Annotated in this window: 25 protein-coding genes and 5 pseudogenes; 22 read left to right on the top strand and 8 right to left on the bottom strand. The window is 51.5% G+C overall.

Translation table 11 applies throughout. The features are described from left to right. Window positions 1-70: 70 nt before the first annotated feature. Window positions 71-799, bottom strand: coding sequence for a cytochrome C assembly family protein (locus LH51_RS05395; RefSeq protein ID WP_235263545.1), 729 nt, complete (start codon window positions 797-799; stop codon window positions 71-73). Window positions 800-1,034: 235 nt separating this feature from the next. Here LH51_RS05395 and ffh point away from each other — a divergent pair. The 17 genes and pseudogenes from ffh to ahpF all read left to right on the top strand — a co-directional run bounded on the left by ffh (window position 1,035) and on the right by ahpF (window position 14,665). Further along, window positions 1,035-2,418, top strand: a pseudogene (ffh, locus tag LH51_RS05390) (signal recognition particle protein). Between the two features lie 158 nt (window positions 2,419-2,576). Then, window positions 2,577-2,828, top strand: a complete 252-nt coding sequence (rpsP, locus tag LH51_RS05385) for a 30S ribosomal protein S16 (RefSeq protein ID WP_036520528.1) — start codon at window positions 2,577-2,579, stop codon at window positions 2,826-2,828. Between the two features lie 20 nt (window positions 2,829-2,848). Then, entirely contained in the window at window positions 2,849-3,382 is a 534-nt protein-coding gene (gene rimM / locus LH51_RS05380) for a ribosome maturation factor RimM (protein ID WP_036520566.1), read from the top strand. Window positions 3,383-3,385: 3 nt separating this feature from the next. After that, window positions 3,386-4,123 carry a tRNA (guanosine(37)-N1)-methyltransferase TrmD gene (gene trmD / locus LH51_RS05375; RefSeq protein ID WP_036520526.1) on the top strand — a complete coding sequence of 246 codons (738 nt, stop codon included), beginning with the start codon at window positions 3,386-3,388 and terminating at the stop codon, window positions 4,121-4,123. Between the two features lie 29 nt (window positions 4,124-4,152). Continuing rightward, complete coding sequence (gene rplS / locus LH51_RS05370; protein ID WP_036520524.1) at window positions 4,153-4,509, top strand: 50S ribosomal protein L19; 357 nt, start codon at window positions 4,153-4,155, stop codon at window positions 4,507-4,509. 116 nt (window positions 4,510-4,625) lie between these two features. Next, window positions 4,626-5,006: a hypothetical protein gene (locus LH51_RS05365; RefSeq protein ID WP_036520522.1), complete on the top strand. Its 381-nt coding sequence runs from the start codon at window positions 4,626-4,628 to the stop codon at window positions 5,004-5,006. Beyond that, window positions 4,991-5,344 carry a hypothetical protein gene (locus LH51_RS05360; protein WP_036520520.1) on the top strand — a complete coding sequence of 118 codons (354 nt, stop codon included), beginning with the start codon at window positions 4,991-4,993 and terminating at the stop codon, window positions 5,342-5,344. Before LH51_RS05365 ends, LH51_RS05360 begins: the two co-directional genes overlap by 16 nt. Beyond that, complete coding sequence (locus LH51_RS05355; protein ID WP_160173681.1) at window positions 5,272-5,958, top strand: hypothetical protein; 687 nt, start codon at window positions 5,272-5,274, stop codon at window positions 5,956-5,958. Before LH51_RS05360 ends, LH51_RS05355 begins: the two co-directional genes overlap by 73 nt. Then, window positions 5,955-6,884, top strand: coding sequence for a site-specific tyrosine recombinase XerD (gene xerD / locus LH51_RS05350; protein WP_081960675.1), 930 nt, complete (start codon window positions 5,955-5,957; stop codon window positions 6,882-6,884). Before LH51_RS05355 ends, xerD begins: the two co-directional genes overlap by 4 nt. Window positions 6,885-6,941: 57 nt before the next feature. Next, window positions 6,942-7,679 (top strand): DsbC family protein, encoded by a 738-nt coding sequence (locus tag LH51_RS05345; protein WP_036520514.1) that lies wholly within the window; start codon window positions 6,942-6,944, stop codon window positions 7,677-7,679. A 154-nt stretch (window positions 7,680-7,833) separates the two neighbouring features. Next, a pseudogene (locus tag LH51_RS05340) lies at window positions 7,834-9,134 on the top strand (homoserine dehydrogenase). Window positions 9,135-9,145: 11 nt separating this feature from the next. Beyond that, complete coding sequence (thrC, locus tag LH51_RS05335) at window positions 9,146-10,540, top strand: threonine synthase (protein WP_036520512.1); 1,395 nt, start codon at window positions 9,146-9,148, stop codon at window positions 10,538-10,540. Then, window positions 10,506-11,243, top strand: a pseudogene (locus tag LH51_RS24070) (single-stranded-DNA-specific exonuclease RecJ); the annotation flags it as partial. The gene thrC and the pseudogene LH51_RS24070, both read left to right, overlap by 35 nt. 467 nt (window positions 11,244-11,710) lie before the next feature. Then, window positions 11,711-11,905: pseudogene (locus LH51_RS24065) on the top strand (DHHA1 domain-containing protein); the annotation flags it as partial. 69 nt (window positions 11,906-11,974) lie between these two features. Beyond that, on the top strand, window positions 11,975-12,340 hold the full coding sequence (locus LH51_RS24060; protein WP_327124351.1) for a hypothetical protein: 366 nt from the start codon (window positions 11,975-11,977) through the stop codon (window positions 12,338-12,340). Window positions 12,341-12,444: 104 nt separating this feature from the next. Then, the gene (gene ahpC / locus LH51_RS05325; RefSeq protein WP_036520510.1) at window positions 12,445-13,008 is read left to right on the top strand and encodes an alkyl hydroperoxide reductase subunit C; all 564 of its coding nucleotides are present in this window, start codon (window positions 12,445-12,447) and stop codon (window positions 13,006-13,008) included. Between the two features lie 88 nt (window positions 13,009-13,096). Further along, a complete protein-coding gene (ahpF, locus tag LH51_RS05320; RefSeq protein ID WP_036520508.1) occupies window positions 13,097-14,665 on the top strand; it encodes an alkyl hydroperoxide reductase subunit F in 1,569 nt (522 codons plus the stop codon). 212 nt (window positions 14,666-14,877) lie between these two features. Here ahpF and LH51_RS05315 read toward each other — a convergent pair whose 3' ends face one another. Then, on the bottom strand, window positions 14,878-15,159 hold the full coding sequence (locus LH51_RS05315; RefSeq protein ID WP_036520507.1) for a hypothetical protein: 282 nt from the start codon (window positions 15,157-15,159) through the stop codon (window positions 14,878-14,880). 188 nt (window positions 15,160-15,347) lie between these two features. Here LH51_RS05315 and gcvP point away from each other — a divergent pair. Beyond that, window positions 15,348-18,241 (top strand): annotated as a pseudogene (gene gcvP / locus LH51_RS05310) (aminomethyl-transferring glycine dehydrogenase). Here the strand turns inward: gcvP and LH51_RS05305 are convergent. Genes LH51_RS05305 through LH51_RS22210 form a run of 6 tightly spaced genes read right to left on the bottom strand, consistent with a single transcriptional unit; the run spans window position 18,238 to window position 20,873 of the window. Then, window positions 18,238-18,846: a hypothetical protein gene (locus LH51_RS05305; protein WP_327124333.1), complete on the bottom strand. Its 609-nt coding sequence runs from the start codon at window positions 18,844-18,846 to the stop codon at window positions 18,238-18,240. The pseudogene gcvP and the gene LH51_RS05305 overlap by 4 nt on opposite strands. Window positions 18,847-18,872: 26 nt before the next feature. Continuing rightward, window positions 18,873-19,067: a hypothetical protein gene (locus LH51_RS22215; RefSeq protein WP_036520501.1), complete on the bottom strand. Its 195-nt coding sequence runs from the start codon at window positions 19,065-19,067 to the stop codon at window positions 18,873-18,875. Further along, window positions 19,058-19,291 (bottom strand): MFS transporter, encoded by a 234-nt coding sequence (locus LH51_RS05295; protein ID WP_144244185.1) that lies wholly within the window; start codon window positions 19,289-19,291, stop codon window positions 19,058-19,060. Before LH51_RS05295 ends, LH51_RS22215 begins: the two co-directional genes overlap by 10 nt. Further along, window positions 19,291-19,815, bottom strand: coding sequence for an MFS transporter (locus LH51_RS05290; RefSeq protein ID WP_036520495.1), 525 nt, complete (start codon window positions 19,813-19,815; stop codon window positions 19,291-19,293). The genes LH51_RS05295 and LH51_RS05290 overlap by 1 nt, the downstream gene beginning before the upstream one ends. A gap of 27 nt (window positions 19,816-19,842) precedes the next feature. Continuing rightward, window positions 19,843-20,646: an AI-2E family transporter gene (locus tag LH51_RS05285; RefSeq protein WP_235263537.1), complete on the bottom strand. Its 804-nt coding sequence runs from the start codon at window positions 20,644-20,646 to the stop codon at window positions 19,843-19,845. Beyond that, the gene (locus LH51_RS22210) at window positions 20,643-20,873 is read right to left on the bottom strand and encodes a hypothetical protein (RefSeq protein ID WP_235263536.1); all 231 of its coding nucleotides are present in this window, start codon (window positions 20,871-20,873) and stop codon (window positions 20,643-20,645) included. The genes LH51_RS05285 and LH51_RS22210 overlap by 4 nt, the downstream gene beginning before the upstream one ends. A gap of 109 nt (window positions 20,874-20,982) precedes the next feature. Here LH51_RS22210 and LH51_RS05280 point away from each other — a divergent pair, with 109 nt between their 5' ends. Genes LH51_RS05280 through LH51_RS18835 form a run of 4 tightly spaced genes read left to right on the top strand, consistent with a single transcriptional unit; the run spans window position 20,983 to window position 22,779 of the window. After that, complete coding sequence (locus tag LH51_RS05280) at window positions 20,983-21,513, top strand: ABC transporter ATP-binding protein (protein WP_327124331.1); 531 nt, start codon at window positions 20,983-20,985, stop codon at window positions 21,511-21,513. Continuing rightward, window positions 21,513-21,635: a hypothetical protein gene (locus LH51_RS24055; RefSeq protein ID WP_327124330.1), complete on the top strand. Its 123-nt coding sequence runs from the start codon at window positions 21,513-21,515 to the stop codon at window positions 21,633-21,635. Before LH51_RS05280 ends, LH51_RS24055 begins: the two co-directional genes overlap by 1 nt. Beyond that, complete coding sequence (locus LH51_RS18840) at window positions 21,632-22,186, top strand: hypothetical protein (RefSeq protein WP_052063469.1); 555 nt, start codon at window positions 21,632-21,634, stop codon at window positions 22,184-22,186. The genes LH51_RS24055 and LH51_RS18840 overlap by 4 nt, the downstream gene beginning before the upstream one ends. After that, window positions 22,135-22,779 (top strand): FtsX-like permease family protein, encoded by a 645-nt coding sequence (locus LH51_RS18835; protein WP_052063468.1) that lies wholly within the window; start codon window positions 22,135-22,137, stop codon window positions 22,777-22,779. The genes LH51_RS18840 and LH51_RS18835 overlap by 52 nt, the downstream gene beginning before the upstream one ends. The last annotated feature ends 25 nt before the right edge of the window (window positions 22,780-22,804 follow it).

The following is a 22,804-nucleotide window of genomic DNA, read 5'->3' as shown; positions in this document are numbered from 1 at the left end:
AAAACCTGTGTTATAAATAGGGACAGCCATTTTCAGAGCAGAGCCCGGCTGTGTCAATAGCTTTGAAAGGCTAGAGGATGAACTCCATGACCAGCTTTGAGCCAAAGTAGCCCAGCATCAACAGTAAAAAGCCACCGATGGTCCAGCGTATGGCAGTGATACCGCGCCATCCCAGCAGTTTTCGGCCAACCAGCAACATGGCGTAAATCAGCCAGGCTGCGATGGAGAGTAGTGTTTTGTGTACCAGGTGTTGCGCAAAAAGGTTGTCCACAAACAGCCAGCCGCTGATCAGCGAAATACTGAGTAAAATAAAACCCACCCAGATCATTTCAAACAGCAGTTTTTCCATTATTTGTAGTGGCGGTAAGCTGGCTACCAGACCGCGTGTATGGTGCTGCTTTAATGCCAATTGCTGGCGCCAGAGCAGAATGGCTTGCAGGGCCGCCAGGGTGAAAATACTGTAGGCCAGAACAGATAGAAGAATGTGCAGAAATAAACCACTGCCATAGGGCTTTAGGGTCTCCGATGCAGGCATGACGGCTGCCAGCAAAACGGCAAGAGCAGCCATCGGAAAAACCCCGATGAACAGATTGTCGATGCGTTGACGCAGGCTGCTACCGATCACCAGTGCAGCCACCAGCCAGCTGATTAATGAGCCCATGCTAAACAGACCAAGGTCAATCCCCGCCTGGTGGTGAAGGGTGTGGTATACCGAAACACCCTGGCAACAAAGCCGAGCATGCCTGATATGAGCACAGTGGGGCGTACACTCTGCCGCCGACCCGTGGCACGCTGCCATTGCAGCCAGGATGCGATGGCGTAGCACAAAACTGCAAATAATGAGATGAAAATCAGCATCCAATGAATCTCCTTTCAAGCGCACAAGTTTGGCATAAACTCTGTAAAGAAGAAATATAGGGTGCAGTGCTGGTGCATGGATCTGTATAATGTCGAACAAAGTTTGTTCAGTAGTTGTACAAGTTGCTGAAGACAAGGCCTCAGCTGGCCACAGATGATCCGATCAGAGGCAGAAGATGTTTGATAATCTTACACAACGATTAACGCAGACGTTACGTAGCGTCACCGGTCAGGCGCGCCTGACAGAAGAAAATATTAAAGATACCTTGCGCGAAGTGCGTATGGCATTGCTTGAAGCGGACGTGGCTTTACCGGTCGTTAAAGAGTTTATTAACAGTGTCAAAGAGCGTGCGGTAGGTCAGGAGGTCAGTAAAAGCCTGAGCCCTGGACAGGTCTTCGTTAAAATTGTCAATGAAGAACTGATTAAGGTGATGGGAGAGGCCAATACGGAGCTCGATCTCAGCACTACCCCGCCAGCAGTGGTAATGATGGCGGGCTTACAGGGCGCGGGTAAAACCACCTCTGTAGCCAAGCTGGCGCGTTTTCTGAAAGAGCGCAAAAAGAAAAAAGTACTGGTGGTGTCGGCCGATATTTATCGGCCGGCTGCCATTCGTCAGTTGGAAACCCTGGCAACTGACGTGGGTGTGGAATTTTTCCCGTCAGATATCAGCCAGAAACCCATAGACATCGTCAACAGCGCTATTCGCCATGCGCGCTTGCAGCATCACGATGTGCTGCTGGTAGATACCGCGGGTCGCCTGGCTATTGATGATGCGATGATGGCTGAAATCCGCGACCTGCATGCCGCGGTTAAACCGGTTGAAACCCTGTTTGTCGTCGATGCCATGACCGGTCAGGATGCCGCCAATACAGCACGTGCTTTTAATGACGTGCTGCCGTTGACCGGTGTCATACTGACTAAAACTGATGGTGATGCTCGTGGTGGTGCGGCGCTGTCGGTGCGTCATATTACCGGCAAGCCGATCAAGTTCCTCGGTGTGGGTGAAAAAACCGATGCGTTGGAGCCTTTCCATCCTGATCGTATCGCTTCGCGTATTCTGGGTATGGGAGATGTACTCAGCTTAATTGAAGAAGCTGAGCAGAAGATCGATAAGGTTAAAGCTGAAAAACTTGCCAAGAAAATGACTAAAGGCAAGGGTTTTGATCTGGAAGATTTTCGAGAGCAAATTCAGCAGATGAGTAATATGGGCGGCATGATGGGTATGCTGGAAAAGCTGCCGGGTATGGGGCAGATGGCGCAGGCGGCCCAGGCAGTCTCAGGCAGAAAAAGGTATGCAGCAGTTTGAAGTCATCATCAATTCGATGACGTCCAAAGAGCGGCGTAATCCGGATATTATCTCCGGCTCGCGCAAGCGGCGTATTGCTATGGGGTCCGGCACCCAGATTCAGGATGTAAACCGTCTGCTGAAGCAGCATAAGCAGATGGCCAAAATGATGAAAAAATTTGGCAGTAAGTCAGGCATGACCAAGTTGGCGCGTGGCATGAAAGGTATGATGCCTCCCGGTATGGGCGGCGGTGGTGGTTTTCCACGCTTCTGAGGTATGAATTGCTTTTATTTGTTGGTTGTTTGACGTACAATTCGCGCCTTGTTTTTTAGATTGGCCCCCGTCTTGCCGGCTAGCATAGCGAAGAGACGGGGATTATTAACGATGGGCGATCCTAAAACCCATCCTTGCGAAATAAAGGGGTCCAGCGCATGGTCACTATTCGTTTGTCTCGAGGCGGCGCCAAAAAGCGTCCGTTTTATCATATCACCGTTGCCGATTCACGCTTTGCGCGTGACAGCCGCTTTATTGAGCGGGTGGGCTTTTTTAACCCTGTAGCCCGGGGTCAGGAAGAGCGTCTGCGCGTTAACCTGGAACGCGTTGATTACTGGATCAGCAAAGGCGCTCAGACTTCAGAGCGTGTTGCTAGTTTGGTTAAAGACGCACGTAAAGCCGCACAGTAAGTTTGGCGGACCTGACAGGTATGGAACAGATGCAGGCAGATAAGTCCACCGTTATAGGTAAGCTGACTGCACCCTACGGTGTTAAGGGCTGGATCAAAGTCCACTCCTATACTGACCCGATAGATAATGTGTTTTGTTATTCTCCCTGGCAGGTGAAACGTGGCGATCAGTGGTTTCAGGTGAAACTGGAATCCGGAAAACGTCACGGTAAAGGCTTGATTGCCAAGTTGGCGGGTATTGATACCCCTGAGCAGGTCAGAGACTGGAATGGTGCGGAAATTCATGTCGCACAAAGTCAGTTGCCTGAACTGGATGCAGGAGAGTACTACTGGAGCCAGCTTGAGAATCTTTTGGTTTATACCGAATCCGGCGAGTTGCTGGGTCGGGTGAGTCACCTGATTGAAACCGGTTCGAACGATGTGTTTGTGGTCAAAGCGACTGCAGATAGTCGGGATAAGGAAGAGCGACTTATTCCTTATTTGCCGGAACAGGTGGTTAAAGAGATAGATCTTGAAAAAGGAACGATGCGGGTCGATTGGGACCCGGAGTTCTGATCGATGTGGTTCGGAATTGTCAGTTTGTTTCCGGAGATGTTTGATGCCGTTACTGGCTACGGCATCACCGGACGTGCAGTTCGTAGCGGCTTGCTGGAAGTTGAATGTTGGAATCCCAGGGATTTCACGCTTGACAAGCACCGTACCGTGGATGACCGGCCTTATGGCGGCGGTCCCGGTATGCTGATGAAAGTGCAGCCGCTGCGAGATGCCATACAGGCCGCCAGGCTGAAAGCGCCAGGGCAACCCAGGGTGATTTACTTGTCACCCCAGGGGCGACGGCTGGATCAGGCAGGCGTGTCAGAGCTTGCAGTAGCAGACAGCCTGATTTTGGTGGCTGGTCGCTACGAGGGTATTGACGAGCGTCTACTGGATGCTGATATTGACGAGGAATGGTCGCTGGGTGATTTTGTGCTCAGTGGTGGTGAGTTGCCTGCCATGGTTATGGTGGACGCAGTCTCGCGAATGTTACCCGGTGTGTTGGGGCATGAAGATTCAGCAGCAGAGGATTCCTTCGCTGCAGGCTTGCTGGATTGCCCGCACTACACTCGACCCGAAACACTCGATGATAAACAGGTACCGTCGGTACTGTTAGGTGGCAATCATGCTGATATCAAACGCTGGCGTTTGAAGCAGCAGTTGGGGCGAACCTGGCAGCGGCGACCGGATTTGTTGGAAAAGATTGAATTCAGCCCGGAACAGCAGGCGCTGTTAAGCGAATATATCCGCGAAGCCGAATAGGCGTGCGGTTGAAAATACAGGAGCGAGCGATGAGCAGCAAAAGTAATATTATTCAGCAGATTGAAGCTGAACAGATGAATAAAGAGGTGCCTGCATTTGCACCCGGTGATACCGTTGTAGTCCAGGTTAAGGTTGTTGAGGGCGAGCGTAGCCGTCTGCAGTCTTTTGAAGGTGTAGTGATTGGTAAGCGTAATCGCGGACTGAACTCAGCTTTCACAGTACGTAAAATCTCTCACGGTGTGGGTGTTGAACGTACTTTCCAGACTTATAGCTCGGTTATTGACAGCATCAGTGTCAAGCGTCGTGGTGATGTACGTCAGGCTAAGCTTTACTACCTGCGTGAACGTAGCGGTAAGTCAGCACGTATCAAAGAAAAGCTGGGTTAATTGCGCGATATCAAAAAAACGGCCTGCGGGCCGTTTTTTTTTCGTCTGGGCATTCGCGTAAAAAGTAAATTGTGCATAGAATGCAATATCGGGGATAATTTACTGAGAAACGTCGGATGCGGATTGTAAAACTGTTTTCAAAAGTGCTGGTGCTGCTGTTTTTACTGCTGCTGATTGCTTACGGCTTGTATTATTATCAGGTGAAGTCAGCAATTGATACACAGCTACAGCAACTGCGTCCAGTGATCGAAGCTGAATACGGTTCGCTCTATGTCAATCCACTGGGTGACGTCCAGTTAAGCACGGTCACTTTCACTCCGATGGGACAGCCTTCCGGATTTATTATCGACAAAATCCGACTGACTTCTGATCCACTATTTTTTCTTCGTTTTGAGTCACGTGTGTCTGCCGGTGACTGGCCGGAGAAACTGGCGTTGGCGATTGAAGGCTTGAATATAGATTTTAATATGCCTTGTTTGCGATGTTGGCGCAGTTAACCCAGCAGGATGAGCAAGGGGTTCAGCCTGCCGCGTTGGGGTGTGGATCGGTTCGCTATTTTGATATGTCTGCGTTGCGTATGATGGGTATGCGCCAGGGGCGTTTTGATTTTCATGCCAATCTGCACAGGGTCGCTCAGGATCAGTTGAACCTGGAGCTGTTGGGTTATATGTACGGTTGGGCTGAAGTGGCAGTTGATATGAGCCTTCAGGCAGATAATGCATCCCCGCAGGCCTTGTCACAACAGAGCCAGAGTTGCGGCGTTTGGCTATCAGTTACCAGGATATGGGCTACAATCAGCGTAAAAACCAGTTCTGCGCCATGCAGTCCGGTCTGAGTGTTGCAGAATATCGTGACCAGCATCAGAGCCTGATTCAGGACTGGTTAAATGAGCAAGCGCCGGGTTTGGCTGCTGTGCTAATGCCAGTGTACCAGCAAACAGGTGAGCCGGGTGCACGACTCGCTATGGGTCTGAATCTTGAGGGTGTGGATTTGCAGGCGCTTAATGCGCCGGATTACCGCGGTGAGGTGTTAAGCCGTGGGATGTCTCTGAGTGTGAATGATCAATCGCTAACGCTTAAACCCGAGCAGTTAGAGCGGCTTTGGGTCTTGATGCAAGAACCTGTAGTGCTGGAATCGCAGGTAAATACACAAGAGTCTGAGGCATCTGAGTTGGCGGGCATGCCTCGCGTTATGCCAGGAGTGGCCTCAGCACCGGTAGCGCCTGCCGTAGCGGCTGAACCCTTGGAATACCGTCGTACAGACCCACTGGATCTGGAAAATTATATTGGCCATCCGGTGCGCTTTTATACCTCATTTGGAAAACGAGTTGAAGGCATTCTAGTGAGTGTTAAGGATGGCAATGCGCGTGTAGCTGAACGTGTCCAGCATGGTACGGCACAGTATCCGGTTGAGTTGGAAACGCTTCAGGCTACAGAGGTTTTTCGTTGACCCCGGACCGTCGTTTTACTGCTCTGGAACCTTTGCCTCAGGATCAGTCTGTGATTCGCGAGTATGTGCAGTTAGCCTGGTTAGAGAAAGGTTTAAGTCGCAATACCCAGCTTTCCTATCGACGTGATCTTAACCATTTTGCCTTATGGCTGAATGCACAAGCGCTGAGTTTGCTAAAGGTGCAGCGACACCATTTACAGGCCTACCTTGACTGGCGTGTCGGGCAGGCCTTCAAAGCGGTATCAACAGCACGCGTGTTGTCTTGTTTGCGAGGGTTTTACCGCTATCTGCTGCGTGAGGCGCGAATTGAGCAGGATCCGACACTCAATATTGCCAGTCCCAAGCCTGGGCGGCCATTACCCAAGACTCTGACAGAGGTTGATGTTGAGCGCCTGCTTGCGGCGCCTGATGTGAAGGATGTGCTGGGATTACGTGACAGAACCATGCTGGAGCTGATTTACGCTTCCGGCTTGCGTGTTACTGAGTTGGTTGGTTTGCGTAGCGAACAGATGAATCTGCGTCAGGGGGTGATACGGGTTGTCGGCAAAGGCGATAAAGAACGTCTTGTGCCAGTGGGAGATGAGGCGCTGGAATGGATGCGCCGCTACTTGAAAACCTCGCGGCCCTTGCTTGTGCTCGATGCTTCGCAGGATATTGTGTTCCTGAGCCGACGGGGCAATCAGATGACACGTCAGACGTTTTGGCATAGGGTGCGTTTGCATGCAAATCAGGCGGGTATTGAAAAATCCTTATCACCACATGTGTTGCGCCATGCTTTTGCAACCCATCTACTCAATCATGGGGCCGATCTGCGCGTTGTACAGATGCTACTGGGTCATGCCGATCTGTCAACAACGCAAATTTATACGCACGTAGCAACACACAGATTACAGTCACTGCATCAGGCACATCATCCGCGTGGGTGAACTTTTGTGGGTGTGGTTACTCAGATAACTAAGTGTCATTAATCGAATGAGGAAACTATGAAGAAGTACGTCGGTTGGGTCGTTTTATTAGTAGGATTTCTGCTCAGCTCGCAGAGTATGGCTGACGCCAAAGATCTGATCCGCGAGCAGCTACACAAGGCAGATGCAAGAATCCCGATCAAAAGCATTGAGGCAGCACCTCTGGAGGGCATGTACGAGGTGTTGTTGGAGAGTGGTGAGTTGCTTTACGCCCATGAGCAAGGTGAGTATTTTCTTGTAGGGCATCTGTTCCGTATTGATGATCAACAGGGTTTGGTTAATGTGACTGAGCAAAGTCAGAATCAGATGCGTGTTGAAGCGCTGTCCGATATAGCGCCGGAGCAAATGATCACCTATCCGGCCAAGGGTGAGAAGCAAGCCACCTTGCGAGTCTTTACCGATGTGGATTGCCCTTACTGTCGCCAGTTGCATGACGAAGTGGATGCTCTAAATGAGATGGGGGTTGAGGTTAGTTATCTGGCTTTCCCTCGTAGCGGTCCGAATACGGCGACTTACAGAACAATGGTGACTATTTGGTGCGGCGAAACAGCTGAAGAGCGCGTTAATTTGATGGATCGTGTCAAATCCGGTAGTACCATTGACAATAAAACCTGTGAAAACCCGGTTGTTGAGCAGTTGATGCTGGGGCAGAAAATAGGTGTCTCGGGAACGCCAGCCATGGTTCTGGAAGACGGTACTTTGATCCCGGGTTATATGCCAGCAGAGCGCATTGCGCAGATGCTGGGATTGAATTAATACCCCAATAAGACTACTGATACGTCAGACTGGGCACGGTAAAACGGGGGCTTGCGTAGTGCAATGCCCCCGTTTTCGTTATACTAACCACCATTTTATTTTCCCGTCACTCTGGCGTGGGATTTTGTCGTGAACTGAAATTGTGAGGTGTGGTTTGAAGCCTGTAAAAGTCGGGATCTGTGGACTGGGAACTGTCGGTGGCGGTACTTTCAATGTGCTGATACGCAATGCGGATGAAATTGCCCGGCGTGCTGGTCGCAGCATTGAAGTGGCCGCGATTGCTTCGCGCCGTGAAAATTCTGCTTGCGACACATCCGGTTTCACCTTCACCAACGACGTTATGGCACTAGCGCGTGATCCTGATATCGATATTGTTGTTGAGCTGATTGGTGGTTATGAGGTTGCGCGCGAGTTGGTGATGACTGCTATCGAGCATGGCAAGCATGTAGTCACTGCCAACAAAGCTTTGATTGCAGTACACGGTAACGAAATATTTGCGGCTGCCAACGAAAAAAATGTCGTGGTTGCTTTTGAGGCTGCTGTGGCGGGTGGGATTCCGATTATTAAAGCGATCCGTGAAGGGCTGGCTGCCAATAAGATCAACTGGCTGGCTGGTATCATTAATGGTACTGGCAACTTCATTATGACCGAAATGCGCGAGAAGGGCCGTGCTTTTAATGACGTGCTGGCTGAAGCGCAGGCGTTGGGTTATGCCGAAGCCGATCCCACTTTTGATGTCGAAGGTATCGATGCGGCACACAAGCTGACTATTCTGGCCTCCATCGCCTATGGCATTCCGTTGCAGTTTGATAAAAGCTATACCGAGGGTATCAGCAAGATCACTCCGGAAGATGTGCAATACGCTGAAGAGCTGGGCTATCGTATCAAACACTTGGGTATCAGCCGTCACACAGAGCAGGGTATTGAACTGCGTGTGCATCCGACATTGATCCCCAAATCAACCCTGCTGGCTAACGTCAACGGTGTGATGAATGCGATTCTGGTATCCGGCGATGCAGTCGGGCAGACGCTTTATTATGGTCCAGGTGCTGGCGCTGAGCCCACAGCATCAGCGTGGTGGCTGATCTGATTGACGTGGCACGCATGCTGGATACGCCGTCTCATGGACGTGTGCCACCCTTGGCATTCCAGTCTCACCAGCTATCTGAAACGCCGGTATTGCCGGTTGACCAGACTGTCAGTGGCTATTATCTGCGGCTGCAGGCCGTTGAACGCCCTGGGGTGCTGGCACATGTCACCCGTATTCTGGGTGAGAAAGGCATAAATATTGAAGCGATTGTGCAGAAAGAGACTCGTGAAGCACAAGTGCCGGTCATATTGCTGACCCAGCGTGTTGAAGAGCGGATGATGAATGAAGCCATACGCGAAATCGAAGCACTGCCGGATATCCTGGGTGATTTAATCCGCATCCGTATCGATCATCTGGAAGGTTGAGGAATCAGGTAATGAAGTATATCTCTACGCGTGGAAAAGCCCCTTCGCTGAGCTTTTCTGATGTGTTACTTGCGGGCCTGGCCGAAGACGGCGGTCTGTATGTGCCGGAGCAACTGCCTGTATTCAGTCAGGCTGAAATTGCTTCCTGGTCAGGGCTTTCATACGCAGACTTGGCGTTCAAGGTGATTCAGCCGTTTGTTGAGGGTTGTATCAGTGATGCCGATCTGAAACGGATGGTTGATGAAACCTATGCCGTATTTGATCACACTGGCGTAGCGCCACTGGTCCAACTGGAACAGAATGAGTGGATACTGGAACTCTTCCACGGCCCCACTCTGGCTTTTAAAGATTTCGCTCTGCAGCTGTTGGGACGCTTGATGGATCATGTGCTCGCCGAACGTGGCGAGCGTTTGGTAATCATGGGGGCTACCTCGGGTGATACAGGTTCGGCAGCGATAGAAGGCTGTCGTCACAGTAAACACCTGGATATCTTTATCATGCACCCTTACAACCGGGTGTCTGAGGTGCAGCGTCGCCAGATGACCAGTATTTTGGCTGATAATGTGTTTAACATCGCCCTGGAAGGTAATTTTGATGATTGCCAGGAGATGGTTAAAGACAGCTTTGCGGATCAGAGTTTCCTTAAAGGCATGAAGCTGGGTGCGGTGAACTCAATCAACTGGGCGCGCATCATGGCTCAGATTGTTTACTACTTCTCAGCTTCGCTGGCAGTCGGTGGACCACACCGTCCGGTTTCCTTCTCTGTGCCAACGGGTAATTTCGGTGATATTTTCGCCGGTTATCTGGCCAAGCAGATGGGCTTGCCGATTCAGCAACTGGTTGTTGCGACCAATCGCAATGACATTCTGCACCGGGTGATTTCCGGCAATGATATGTCCAAAGGCACCCTGGAACATACCTTGTCGCCTTCGATGGATATTATGGTGTCGTCAAATTTTGAACGTCTGCTATTTGATGTCTATGGGCGTGATGGCGGCGCGGTGGCGGATCTGATGCAACGCTTCAAAACTGAAGCCGTACAGCTGGAACCGGCGCGCTGGGAAAGTGTGCGCGCCTTGTTCGACAGTTATGCCGTTGATGACAATACCACCTGTGAGGTGATCCGTCAGGTGCAGGCTGAAACCGGCTACCTGCTCGATCCGCATACTGCCATAGGTCTCAAAGCGGCACGTGAGTGCTGGAAAGATCGTAGTGTGCCGATGATTACGCTGGCAACTGCACATCCGGTGAAGTTCCCTGAGCCTGTGGTCAAAGCCGGTCTGGAAGCACCTCAGCTGCCGGCGCGTCTCAGTGACCTGATGCAGCGTGAAGAGCGCTTCACCGTGTTGCCCAAATCCATTGCTGAAGTGCATGCGTATATTGCATCGCACGTACATCGCGATTGATTCCTGTGGACACCCTGTCTGTGGACCGGGTGTCCTTGTTGTTCTGACTGGCGCTTCCTTCCCTATGTCTTCTGCCTTGATACAACGCCGTACTTCTGCCATTGACTCCACTATTGCCCTGGATAGCCTTCACCCTGTTCTGGCTCGGGTGTATGCGGCACGGGGCATTACCGATCCAACTCAAATTGGACGTAATCTGCGTGAGTTGTTACCGGACAGTCGGATGAAAGGGATGGAGGCGGCCGTGGCTCGCCTGATCAGCGCTTTGCAAAAGCAGGAATCGATATTGATTGTCGGTGACTTTGATTGTGATGGTGCTACCAGTACCGCGTTGGCAATGCTGGCACTGCAAATGATGGGTGCCCAGCGGGTCAGCTATCTGGTGCCCAACCGTTTCGAATTTGGCTATGGCCTGAGCCCGGAGATAGTCGAGGTGGCGGCCGGGCAGCAACCGCAATTGATCGTCACAGTCGATAACGGTATTTCCAGTGTGGAAGGGGTTGAGCGGGCACGCCAACTAGGACTGGATGTCATCATTACCGATCATCACCTGCCCGGAGACCAGCTTCCGGCTGCCTGTGCCATCGTTAACCCGAATCAGACGGGTTGCGAGTTTATGGCCAAGTCGACCTGCGGTGTCGGGGTGATTTTTTATGTCATGATTGCCTTGCGCCGAGCCTTGTTACAGCAGGGTTATTTTGAGCAGCAGGCTATTCAGGCACCGAATCTTGCCAGCTTGCTGGACTTGGTAGCCTTGGGCACTGTAGCTGATGTTGTCGCCCTGGAGCACAATAATCGCACCCTGGTGCATCAAGGCCTGTTACGTATCCGTGCCGGACAGGCACGCCCCGGCATTTTGGCGCTGCTGGAGGTGGCCGGGCGCCGCCGTGAGCAGTTAATGGCGGCTGATCTGGGTTTTGCTATCGCGCCGCGGCTGAATGCAGCCGGACGTCTTGAAGATATGTCGATCGGTATTGAGTGCTTGCTGTGCGATGATCCACAACAGGCACAAGAATTTGCACAGATGCTCAATGATCTGAATGTTGAGCGCCGCAGTATCGAGCGTGAGATGCAGCAGCAGGCATTGAATATACTGGCAGATCTGCCGTTGAGTGAGTCCGAGATGCCTGGGGCGTCTGTCTGTTTGATCCGGGTTGGCATCAGGGAGTCGTGGGTATCCTGGCTTCACGTATTAAGGAGCGCCTGCACCGTCCGGTTATTGCGTTTGCTCCGGGAGAGGGGGATGAGATTAAAGGATCGGCGCGCTCTATCCCCGGCTTCCATATTCGCGATGGACTGGATGCGATTGCTGCGCGTCATCCAGGGTTGCTACGAAAGTTTGGTGGGCATGCCATGGCAGCCGGTTTATCCCTGGCGCAGCAGGATCTGGAGGCGTTTCGTCAGGCCTTTGATCAGGAGGTCAAGGCGCGTTTGTTGCCCCAGGATCTTCAGCGTATTCTATTGACGGATGGTGCACTGTCAGAGGTGGATTTGACTCTGGAGCTAGCCGCCCTGCTGCAGGATGCCGGTCCTTGGGGACACCAGTTTCCTGAGCCGGTTTTTGATGGTGAGTTTCGGGTATTACAGCAACGTATTGTTGGTTATCGACATCTGAAACTGGTAGTGATGCCAGTAGGTGGCTCGTTGGCGGTGGATGCGATTGCATTTAATGTGGATACAGAGCTTTGGCCGGATGAATCGGTTCAGCAGGTACACCTGGTTTATCGTCTTTCTCGCAATGAGTTTCGTGGCCAGGTTAGTTTGCAATTGATGGTTGACCGGGTTGTACCTGCATCCTGATAAATAAAATCAATCGATCAGTTAATATATATTAATTTCCCAAAGCCTAAAAATTTTCCTATTATGGTTTCGTTGAATAACGATAACCTTAACAGGAGAACAAAATGTCACTGATTAACACTGGAGTTAAACCTTTCCACGCTACGGCTTACCACAAGGGTGAGTTCGTTCAGGTATCTGATGCTGACCTGAAAGGCAAGTGGTCAGTCGTATTCTTCTACCCAGCTGATTTCACCTTTGTATGCCCGACTGAGCTGGGTGATCTGGCAGATTTCTATCCGAAACTGCAGGAAATGGGCGTTGAAGTTTACTCTGTATCAACTGATACACACTTTACCCACAAAGCATGGCACGATGCGTCTGACACCATCAAAAAAATTCACTTCCCCATGGTTGCTGACCCAACGGGTGTGATTTCACGTAATTTTGACGTGATGATCGAAGAAGATGGTCTGGCTCTGCGTGGTACCTTCGTGATCAATCCTGAAGGCGAAATCAAAGTAGCCGAGATTCACGACCTGGGTATTGGTCGTTCAGCTAAAGAGCTGGTACGTAAAATTCAGGCCGCTCAGTACGTTGCTGAGCATGATGGTGAAGTTTGCCCAGCTTCCTGGCAGCCAGGTGAAGAAACGCTGTCACCTTCTCTGGACCTCGTTGGCAAGATCTAAACCCTGATCTGTTGACTCAGCCGGTCCAGTACCTGGGCCGGCTCTATACCCTCCGAATTTAATTTCCTTATTGTTAAAGGACGGTCTCATGTTGGATGCGAATCTTAAGAAACAACTGGACACTTATCTGCAGAATATCGTTAATCCAATTGAGATTACTGTGTCCACTGACGATAGTGCCAAATCTAAAGAGCTGCTTGGATTGTGTCAGGAAATCGCTGAGCTGAGTAATAAAATCAGCCTCAAGCAACTGACCGATGGCAGTGAAAGAACCCCGAGTATGGCGATTGCACCGGTTGGAGAAGTTCCACGCGTGCGCTTTGCCGGAATACCCATGGGGCATGAATTTACCTCGCTGGTACTGGCTCTGTTGCAGTCCGGTGGTTACCCTTCCAAAGCGGAAGCCGCTTTGATTGAGCAGGCCAAAAGTCTGGAAGGTGAGTTTCATTTTGAAACCTATATTTCACTTTCCTGCCAGAACTGCCCGGATGTGGTGCAGGCACTGAACCTGATGGCGGTGCTGAATCCGAACGTCACCAGTGTGATGATTGATGGTGCCTTGTTTCAGGATGAAGTGGCTGAGCGGGAAATCATGGCCGTTCCAACCGTGCTGCTAAATGGCAAGCCGTTTGGTCAGGGGCGTATGACACTGAAAGAGATTTTGAACAAAGTCGATTCAGGTGCAGACAAACGTGAAGCCGCCAGCCTGAACGAAAAAGAGCCTTACGATGTACTGATTGTCGGTGGTGGACCCGCCGGCGCAGCGGCAGCGATCTATGCGGCACGCAAAGGCATACGTACAGGTCTGGTTGCCGAGCGTTTCGGTGGACAGGTGATGGACACCGTAGGCATTGAAAACTTTATCTCGGTTAACTACACCGAGGGCCCGAAACTGGTTGCCAGTCTTGAGCAGCATGTTAAAGAGTATGAAGTCGACATTATGGACAATCAGCGTGCGCGCAAACTGCGCCGGGAAAAGCTGGTTGAAATCGACCTTGAAAATGGTGCCACGCTGAAAAGCAAGTCGGTCATTCTGGCTACGGGTGCGCGCTGGCGTGAAATGAACGTACCGGGTGAGCAGGAATACCGTGGTAAAGGCGTAGCCTATTGCCCACACTGTGACGGTCCGTTGTTTAAAGGCAAACGTGTCGCGGTTATTGGTGGCGGTAACTCCGGTATTGAAGCAGCTATCGACCTGGCCGGTATTGTTGAACATGTCACCGTGCTGGAATTTGGCGACACCCTGCGTGCTGACGCGGTGTTGCAGAAAAAAGCAGCCTCCATGGCCAATATCACCATCATTAAGATGGCACAAACGACGCAAGTGCGTGGTGATGGCAAGAAAGTGATCGGTTTAACCTATAAAGACCGTAACGATGGACAGATGTACGATGTGGATGTGGCGGGTATCTTTGTACAGATCGGTCTGGTACCGAATACCGACTGGTTGAAAGATGATCTGCAATTGACACGTTTTGGTGAAATCGAAGTCAATTCACACGGAGAAACGCATCTTCCCGGTGTGTTTGCCGCCGGTGATGTAACCAATGTGCCTTATAAACAGATTATTATTGCCATGGGCAATGGCTCTGCAGCGGCGTTAGGTGCGTTTGATTATCTGATCCGCTCCTCAGTGGAAGACGAAGCCGCTGCCTGATTGTAACAGCGTTCCCCCCTTTATAGCCCGGTCGCCTAGTGCACCGGGTTTTTCTTTTAAAAGGGGTCAGTACCCTTTAGTGCCATGTTGGGGGCATCGGTTCGGTGTGACTCATGGTTTAGATCAGTGCCATGCTGGATGGTGGTATCGCTTTGGTGTGACGCGCTTTTCGTCATCCATGACCGCTCGGCTGCCGCTCTGACNGCAGACGGTCACATCAAAGTGATACCACCACCCCGCCCACAGTCCTCTGCCAGCTCAAATATCAAGCTGAGCAGGACAGACACCATAGTCATGGCATAGAGCACATAGTTAAGATCCAGACTCTCAGCATGGCGGGGATTTTGTACAAATACCGATTTGAAACCGACTTTAAGCAGGCACCCAGATTGGTGGGGCTGATGGGATCGGATTTGGCTGACCCTGTGCGCCATGGAAGGCGCACGGGAGCCCCCAGGGATGGGTTCACGGCGTGTCAGACAGATACGGCCCATTAGCCCAAGGCCACCTAACGGCCAAAACTGGATTACCCAACCCTACGACCATTTTTTTGCCCACTTTTAGCGCAAAAACGGTTAACATTAGCAGCTAAATTTTTCAGTTTCAGGGGGCGTTGTCCCCGAATAAGTCTTTCCCACCCAGGTGAGCGAGCAAGCCAACACCCATTCAGGATTCATTAGTAATGTGCCCACAGTCACTTTCGCTACACACCCTTGAACATCATGATGCCTTTATTGAACGCCATATCGGCCCCTCCATTGAAGAGCAGCAGGCTATGCTCACAGCCACTGGATTTCAGACACTCGAAGATATGATTCAGCGTACAGTGCCTGCCTCCATTCGCTGTGATATTCCGGAACAACTGGACAGCCCGCGCACCGAAGCCGAAACACTGGAGCGGCTAAAGGCCATCATGAGCCAGAACATTGTACAGCGCTCCATGATCGGCATGGGCTTTACCGATGCCATCACCCCTAATGTCATCCTCCGTAACGTGCTGGAAAATCCGGGCTGGTATACCGCTTACACCCCCTACCAGCCGGAGATTTCGCAGGGCCGTCTGGAAGGTTTGTTAACTTTTCAACAGATGATTATGGACCTGACCGGGCTTGAGCTGGCGAATGCCTCACTGCTGGATGAAGCCACAGCAGCAGCTGAAGCCATGACCCTGTGCAAGCGTATGTCCAAGGCGAAAAAAGCCAATGTCTTTATCGTTGATGAGCATATGCACCCGCAAAATATCAGCGTTATTCAGACTCGCGCCGAGCCATTGGGCATTGAGGTAGTCGTAGGCGATGTTGCCAGCCTGATGGAGCTGCATGACTATTTTGGTGTTGTAGTGCAGTACCCGGATACACTGGGCAATGTTAAAGACTATCAGGCTTTAATTGCCAAGGCCCATGAGCAAAAAGCGCTGTTCTGCACCGCCGCTGATATTATGGCGCTGGTGCTGCTGAAATCACCCGGTGATCTGGGGGCCGATGTAGTATTCGGTTCATCTCAACGTTTTGGCGTGCCCATGGGTTACGGCGGCCCATCGGCGGCCTACTTTGCCACCCGTGATGCTTTCAAACGCTCCGTACCCGGTCGTATCATCGGCGTATCGGTTGATAGTCGTGGTAAACCGGCACTGCGCATGGCAATGCAAACGCGTGAGCAGCATATTCGCCGCGAAAAAGCCATGTCCAACATCTGTACTGCCCAGGCACTACTGGCCAATATGGCGGCTTTTTATGCCGTATATCACGGACCTGAAGGGCTCAGAATTATCGCCTCACGTATTCATCGTCTGACCAATATTCTGGCGGCAGGCCTTACCGCTAAAGGCGTTCAACTGGTCAACCACCATTGGTTTGATACCCTGACGCTGGAATTGGGCTTTTCGCGTGATACAGTCTATGAACGTGCTTCCGAGCTGGGTATTAACCTGCGCAAGGTCGGTGATACACAGTTGGGCATTACTTGTGATGAGCGTACCACCCGAGAAGAGATATTGACCCTGTGGAAAGCGATTTTGGGCGAAACACATCAACTTGATAGCGAAGCCCTTGACCTTGAACTGGTACAGAAAGGCTCCGAATCACTACCTGCTTCACTGCTACGGGATAACGAAATCCTGACCCATCCAGTATTTAACACCCACCACAGTGAAACTGAGATGTTGCGGTACCTGAAAAAACTGGAAAACAAGGACATTTCTCTAACCCACAGCATGATTGCGCTGGCTCTTGCACCATGAAACTCAACGCCACCGCCGAAATGCTGCCGGTGACCTGGCCTGAATTAGCCAATATGCACCCCTTCGCTCCGCGTGAGCAGGCGCTGGGCTATCAGCAGATGATCGATGAACTGGATCTGATGCTACGCGCGATTACCGGCTTTGATGCCATCTGCATGCAACCCAACTCCGGTGCTCAGGGCGAGTATGCCGGGCTGATGGCAATCCGTAATTACCTGCGTGCCAAGGACGAAGGGCACCGTAACGTCTGCCTGATCCCGACCTCAGCTCACGGTACCAACCCGGCTTCAGCGGCAATGGTGGATATGCAAGTGGTGCTGGTCGATTGCGATGCTCAGGGTAACGTGGATGTCGAAGATCTGCGCAGCAAAGCACTGGAGCACAAAAACGACCTGGCCGCACTGATGATCACCTACCCTCCACGCACGGGGTATTCGAAGAAGAGATCAAAGAGATCTGTGCCATCGTGCATGACTGTGGTGGCCAGGTGTATATGGATGGCGCCAACCTGAATGCGCAGGTGTGCATCAGCAAACCCGCTGACATAGGTGCCGATGTCTCGCACATGAACCTGCATAAAACCTTTTGTATTCCACATGGCGGCGGTGGTCCGGGTATGGGTCCGATAGGTGTGAAAGCCCACCTGATCCCGCATTTGGCCAACCACCCAGTGGTGTCAGTCAACAATGACAACCGCAAAAACACCGCTGTATCTGCCGCTCCCTGGGGCAGTGCCAGCATCCTGTCGATCAGTTGGGTGTATATCAGCCTGATGGGTGGCACCGGCCTGCGCCAGGCAACTGAAGTGGCCATTCTCAGTGCAACTACATCGCCCAGCGCCTAAACGAACACTTCCCGGTACTCTATACCGGGCGCAATGGTCGTGTAGCACATGAGTGCATTATCGATCTGCGCCCTTTGAAAGAGCGCACTGGCATTACCGAAGAAGACGTTGCCAAGCGTTTGATGGACTTTGGCTTCCATGCCCCTACTATGTCCTTCCCGGTTCCAGGCACGCTGATGATCGAGCCAACCGAATCTGAACCCAAAGCTGAGCTCGACCGATTCATCGATGCGATGATTCAGATACGCCAGGAAATAGCCGCCGTTGAAGCCGGTGAGCTGACAGCAGAACAAAGCCCGCTACGCCATGCACCGCATACTCAGGCTGACCTGATGGATGCAAACTGGGAGCGTGCTTACAGCCGTGAGCAGGGAGCCTTCCCCGCCGAGTGCTGAAAGAGGCAAAAATCTGGCCGAGCGTCAACCGGATCGATAACGTTTACGGTGACCGCAACCTCTTCTGCGCCTGCATACCGGTTGAAGATTACCGTTAATCCTTAGAAGGTGCTGGTTTGGATTCCTGAACCAGCATCTGCTCATCACTCTCAGGTACTAAACCGGCTTCACTGAGCTGCTCCTGCTCCCAGGCTTCAATGAGCGATTCGGTAGTAATCGGCTCATCTTCTGCATCCTGCGTTTCAGCAGCGACTGTTGCACTGCCATCAGCCGCCATATCATCAGAGGCCAAGGCAGGTGCAACAGGCTCCTCCACAACCGCCGCATCCTCAAAGTTGTCCTCGCCGGTAACACTATCAGATGTTTCATCTGCATCGGCTTTACCAGTAACGGACTCACCTTCTACAGGCTCTTCCGTTTGGTAGAGTTCTTCTGGCACCGGCGTCAGATCATCCTGTGCAGCGGTATACAGCTCGTCGGTCGGGAACTGTATTGAAGGCTGAAGTACAAACTCCATTTTCTCGCGCTGCAGACCGGCCACTTTGGACTGGTAAATTGCGTAGAACATCATCACCAGCAGATTAAGGGCAATATAAGCAAACAAAGCGGCAGGCCCTATCCAGGACATCAGTGAAGAGCTTAGCATGGGTCCAAAAATGGCCCCGCTACCATAGCCTATCATCAGACCTGAAGAGGTTTGCATCAGTTGATCTGGTTCACTCCAGTCATTCACATGCGCCGCTGACAGGGGTAGATAACAAACACTAAAGAGCCATAGCAGAACACATTGATCAACAGCCAGTAGAACGGCAGTTGAAAGAAGCTTTGTAGCACCATCAGTAAACTGAATACCAATGCACCAAAACACACGCCCGCTAATACCTTACGCCGTTCAATACGGTCTGAAAGCTTACCTAAGGGCACCTGAAGCACCAGACCAGAGAAGACCCCGCCATCATGAACAGGGAAATTTCCTGGACAGAGTAATTGAGCGTCTGCGCATAGATCGGCGCCATAGCAAAAAAGGCCGCATTGACAGAGCCTGCACAGACGGAACCATAAAATCCCGCTGGCGCCACCTTAAGCAAAGGCTTAACGGTAAAGCCGGTTACCGGATGCGGTATGGGTGCCTCTGTTCGAGTCATCATCAACGGCAGCAAGGACAGTGAAAAACAGATTGATGCCACAGCAAAGGCCTCAAAGGAGTCCGGCGATGCAAACAGCAGAAACAACTGCCCCAGCCTGATGCCAGGTAGTTAACCACCATATAGATCGCCATGATGCTGCCACGCGTCTTATTATCCGAACGTGCATTCAGCCAGCTTTCGGTGATGATAAACAAGCCTGCCAGACAGAAACCATCAATCAGGCGTAATACCCACCAGACCCAGGGATCGATAAACAGGGCATGCATCAGGGGAGACAAAGACATGAATGAAGCGAATGCAGCAAAGGCGCGAATATGCCCACCACGCTGTATCACTTTAGAAGTGTAACGGGCACCCAGAAACATCCCCAGAAAATAACCGGCCATGATCAGGCCTATCGTTTGTACGGTAAAGCCTTCCAGATCGGCACGCAAGCTGGTCAATGTGGTGAAAAGTGCATTAGCCAAAACCAGCAAACCATAGCTGGCATATAGGGATAACAGGGTACGAGCTGTGCTTAGCATAATAGATCTATATCTTGAATAACGCGGTTATTTTGAGGTATCTGGAACTTCATTGCCCAGTAAGATAGCCACCCAGCGGGTGCCATGATTCTGCTCAAGCGCAATTTTGACAATCATCGTCAGAGGAATGGATAAGAACATACCCACCGGACCGAACAACCAGCCCCAAAGAATCAAAGAAAGAAATACAACCAAGGGAGACAAACCCAATCCTCGCCCCATAAAGCGAGGCTCAATCAGATTACCCATCACTACATTCACTAATACATAACCGGCAACAACCAACATGGCGTCTGTCACACCTAACTGCACCAGTGCAAGCAGCACAGCAGGTACGGCCGCAATCAATGAACCCACATTAGGGATATAGTTCATTAACATGGCAATCAATCCCCACAATACCGGGAAATCAACGTCCAGCCACCAGAGCCATAAAGTCACCAGCACACCGGTAATAAAACTGATAGTGGTTTTAATCATCAGATACTGGTTAACCTGTTTCATAAAACCCTGGGCATCACGGATGGACTTTTCCGCATTGGGCAGTGCCGCCTTCACTTTATCGCCAAAACCCGCCTCTTCCAGCAGAATAAAAATCACAATAAAGACCACCAGAAACAGATTGGTCAACAAAGACCCAATACCAGACAGCGTAGTACCTACCAGCCCCATTATCTGGGATGGATTGAAGTGATTCATCACCATATCCCGGTTAACCGGAATATCCCAACGCTCCAGATAGGGCAACCAGTCTACAATCAAGGTCTGCATGCGTGTCTGATACTGCGGCATGCGCGTAAGAAACGAGTCAATCGACTGACTGACAATCATCCCAGCGCACCACCAAAAATGATCAATACTGAAAGTACAATCAGAACAGCCATATACGAAGGAACACCACGGCGCGTTAAGGCGCGCAAAAATGGCGTGCTAATAATAGCAACGAAGAGAGCCAGCATAATCGGAATGACGATAGCCTCAGCAGCTTTGAGTCCGGCCAGAATCACTATGACACCTGCCAATCCCAACAGCCATTTCAGTCCATGATTATCCGCCATAAAGCTCCTCTTGCACTTGGTCTACGTAAAAGAAAGAATTGTATACTTTTACCACAGCTTTCCCAATCAAAACCCCGTAGCATCGGGAAATAATTAAATGGACGTCGCTATGCTGACAGCTACCGGATTATGTAAAACCTACAGCACCCCTCAGGGGGCTCTACAGGTGTTTTCCAACCTGAATTTGACCCTGCTTCAGGGTAAAAGTTTAGCACTGATGGGAGAGTCCGGCTGTGGTAAGTCCACTCTGCTGCAACTGCTGGCTGGACTGGAGCAGGCTGATGCCGGGAGTATACAACTTGGCGAGCAACAATTACTGCAGATGAACGACCATCAAAGAGCAGTGTTCCGGCGCCAGCATCTGGGCATAGTGTTTCAACAACTCAATCTGATACCCAGTCTTAATGTACAGGATAACCTAGCCTTTCAGGCGCGTATCGCTGGCAACCATGATCTGACCTGGCAACAGACACTGATTCGGCGCCTGGAGCTCGATAAGCTAACAGACCGTTACCCCCATCAGCTTTCCGGCGGACAGCAACAACGTGTCGCCATTGGCCGTGCTCTGGCAGTAAAACCTGATCTTATTCTGGCTGATGAGCCACTGGCAGTCTGGATGAACGTACCGGTGATGCGGTGATGCAACTGTTTCTGGAACTGGTCAGGGACACCGAAGCCAGTTTGTTGATGGTTACCCACAGCGCTCGCCTGGCGGACCTGCTCGATCGCCGTCTGACACTGCATAACGGTCAACTGCAATGACGGTTACGCGCTTTACTCAAGGCTGGGTTCTGCATGCGCTGCTCAGTCATTGGCGTCGACATCCCTTACAGCTATTGATGCTGGCTTGCGGGCTGATTGCAGCCACGGCGCTTTGGAGCGGCGTACAGGCACTTAACGACCAGGCACGTAGCAGCTACGACCAGGCAGCCGAGCGTTTTAACAACCTTGCTCAGACGCAACTTATCAGCCGTACCGGAGGCAATTTTTCTGAACAGCATTATATTGACCTGCGGCGTATGGGCTGGAAAGTTACACCGCTACTGGAGGGCACACTGGAACTCCCCGCTAGTCAGAATCTACGCATTATTGGCCTGGATCCCTTAACACTGACATTTTCTAATGTTCAGTCTTCCCACAGCCTGCCCGGCAATTTTGATTTGAGTCGCTTTTTAACGCCGCCAAGGCAACTCCTGGTTTCCCAATCAACGGCAGATAGTCTGGAACACCTATGGGAATCCCCCAGGTTGCTCAGCTGTTTATGTCAGCACAAACCGGTGACTTACCGGATTTGCAGGTCAGCCCGGAGCTGACAGATGCAGAGGTGATTACCGATATTTATCTGGCGCAGCAGTTACTGGCACAGCCCGGTAGGCTCTCTCGATTATTGCTGACAGCCGATCCATCTGGCCCACTGCCCAATAGCCATCAGCCTATCCTGAAGTTAATCACAGCCGAAGATGAAGCCGATCTGGCCCGGCTGACGGACAGCTTTCACCTCAATCTGACCGCGCTGAGCCTGCTGGCGTTCGTGGTGGGACTGTTAATTGTCTATTCCTGCATCAATCTGGCGTTTGAGCAGCGCCGCCCACTGCGCCGGATTCTGCACAGCTGCGGTGTCAGCCAACGTCAACTATTGGGGTGGCTACTGGCCGAACTGTTGTTACTGGGGGTTTTGTCCGCGCTGCCCGGCTTAATCGCAGGGTATCTGATTGCCAGTCTGCTGTTACCCGACCTGGCGGCCAGCTTGCGCGGCCTTTACGGTGCGGACCTAAGTGGCAGTTTAACCCTGCAACCGGCCTGGTGGTTAAGTGGCGTGGCGATGGCCATTGGAGGGGTTTTGCTGGCCGCCACCCTGCCACTTATTCGCCTGATCAGGCTCTTCCACAACGCAACGGCAAGATAAGTTAAAGCGGTTTCCCTATGTGTGC

Source organism: Nitrincola sp. A-D6 (genome assembly GCF_000764495.1).
Lineage (GTDB): Bacteria > Pseudomonadota > Gammaproteobacteria > Pseudomonadales > Balneatricaceae > Nitrincola.
This window is presented reverse-complemented; position numbering and strand designations above follow the sequence as displayed.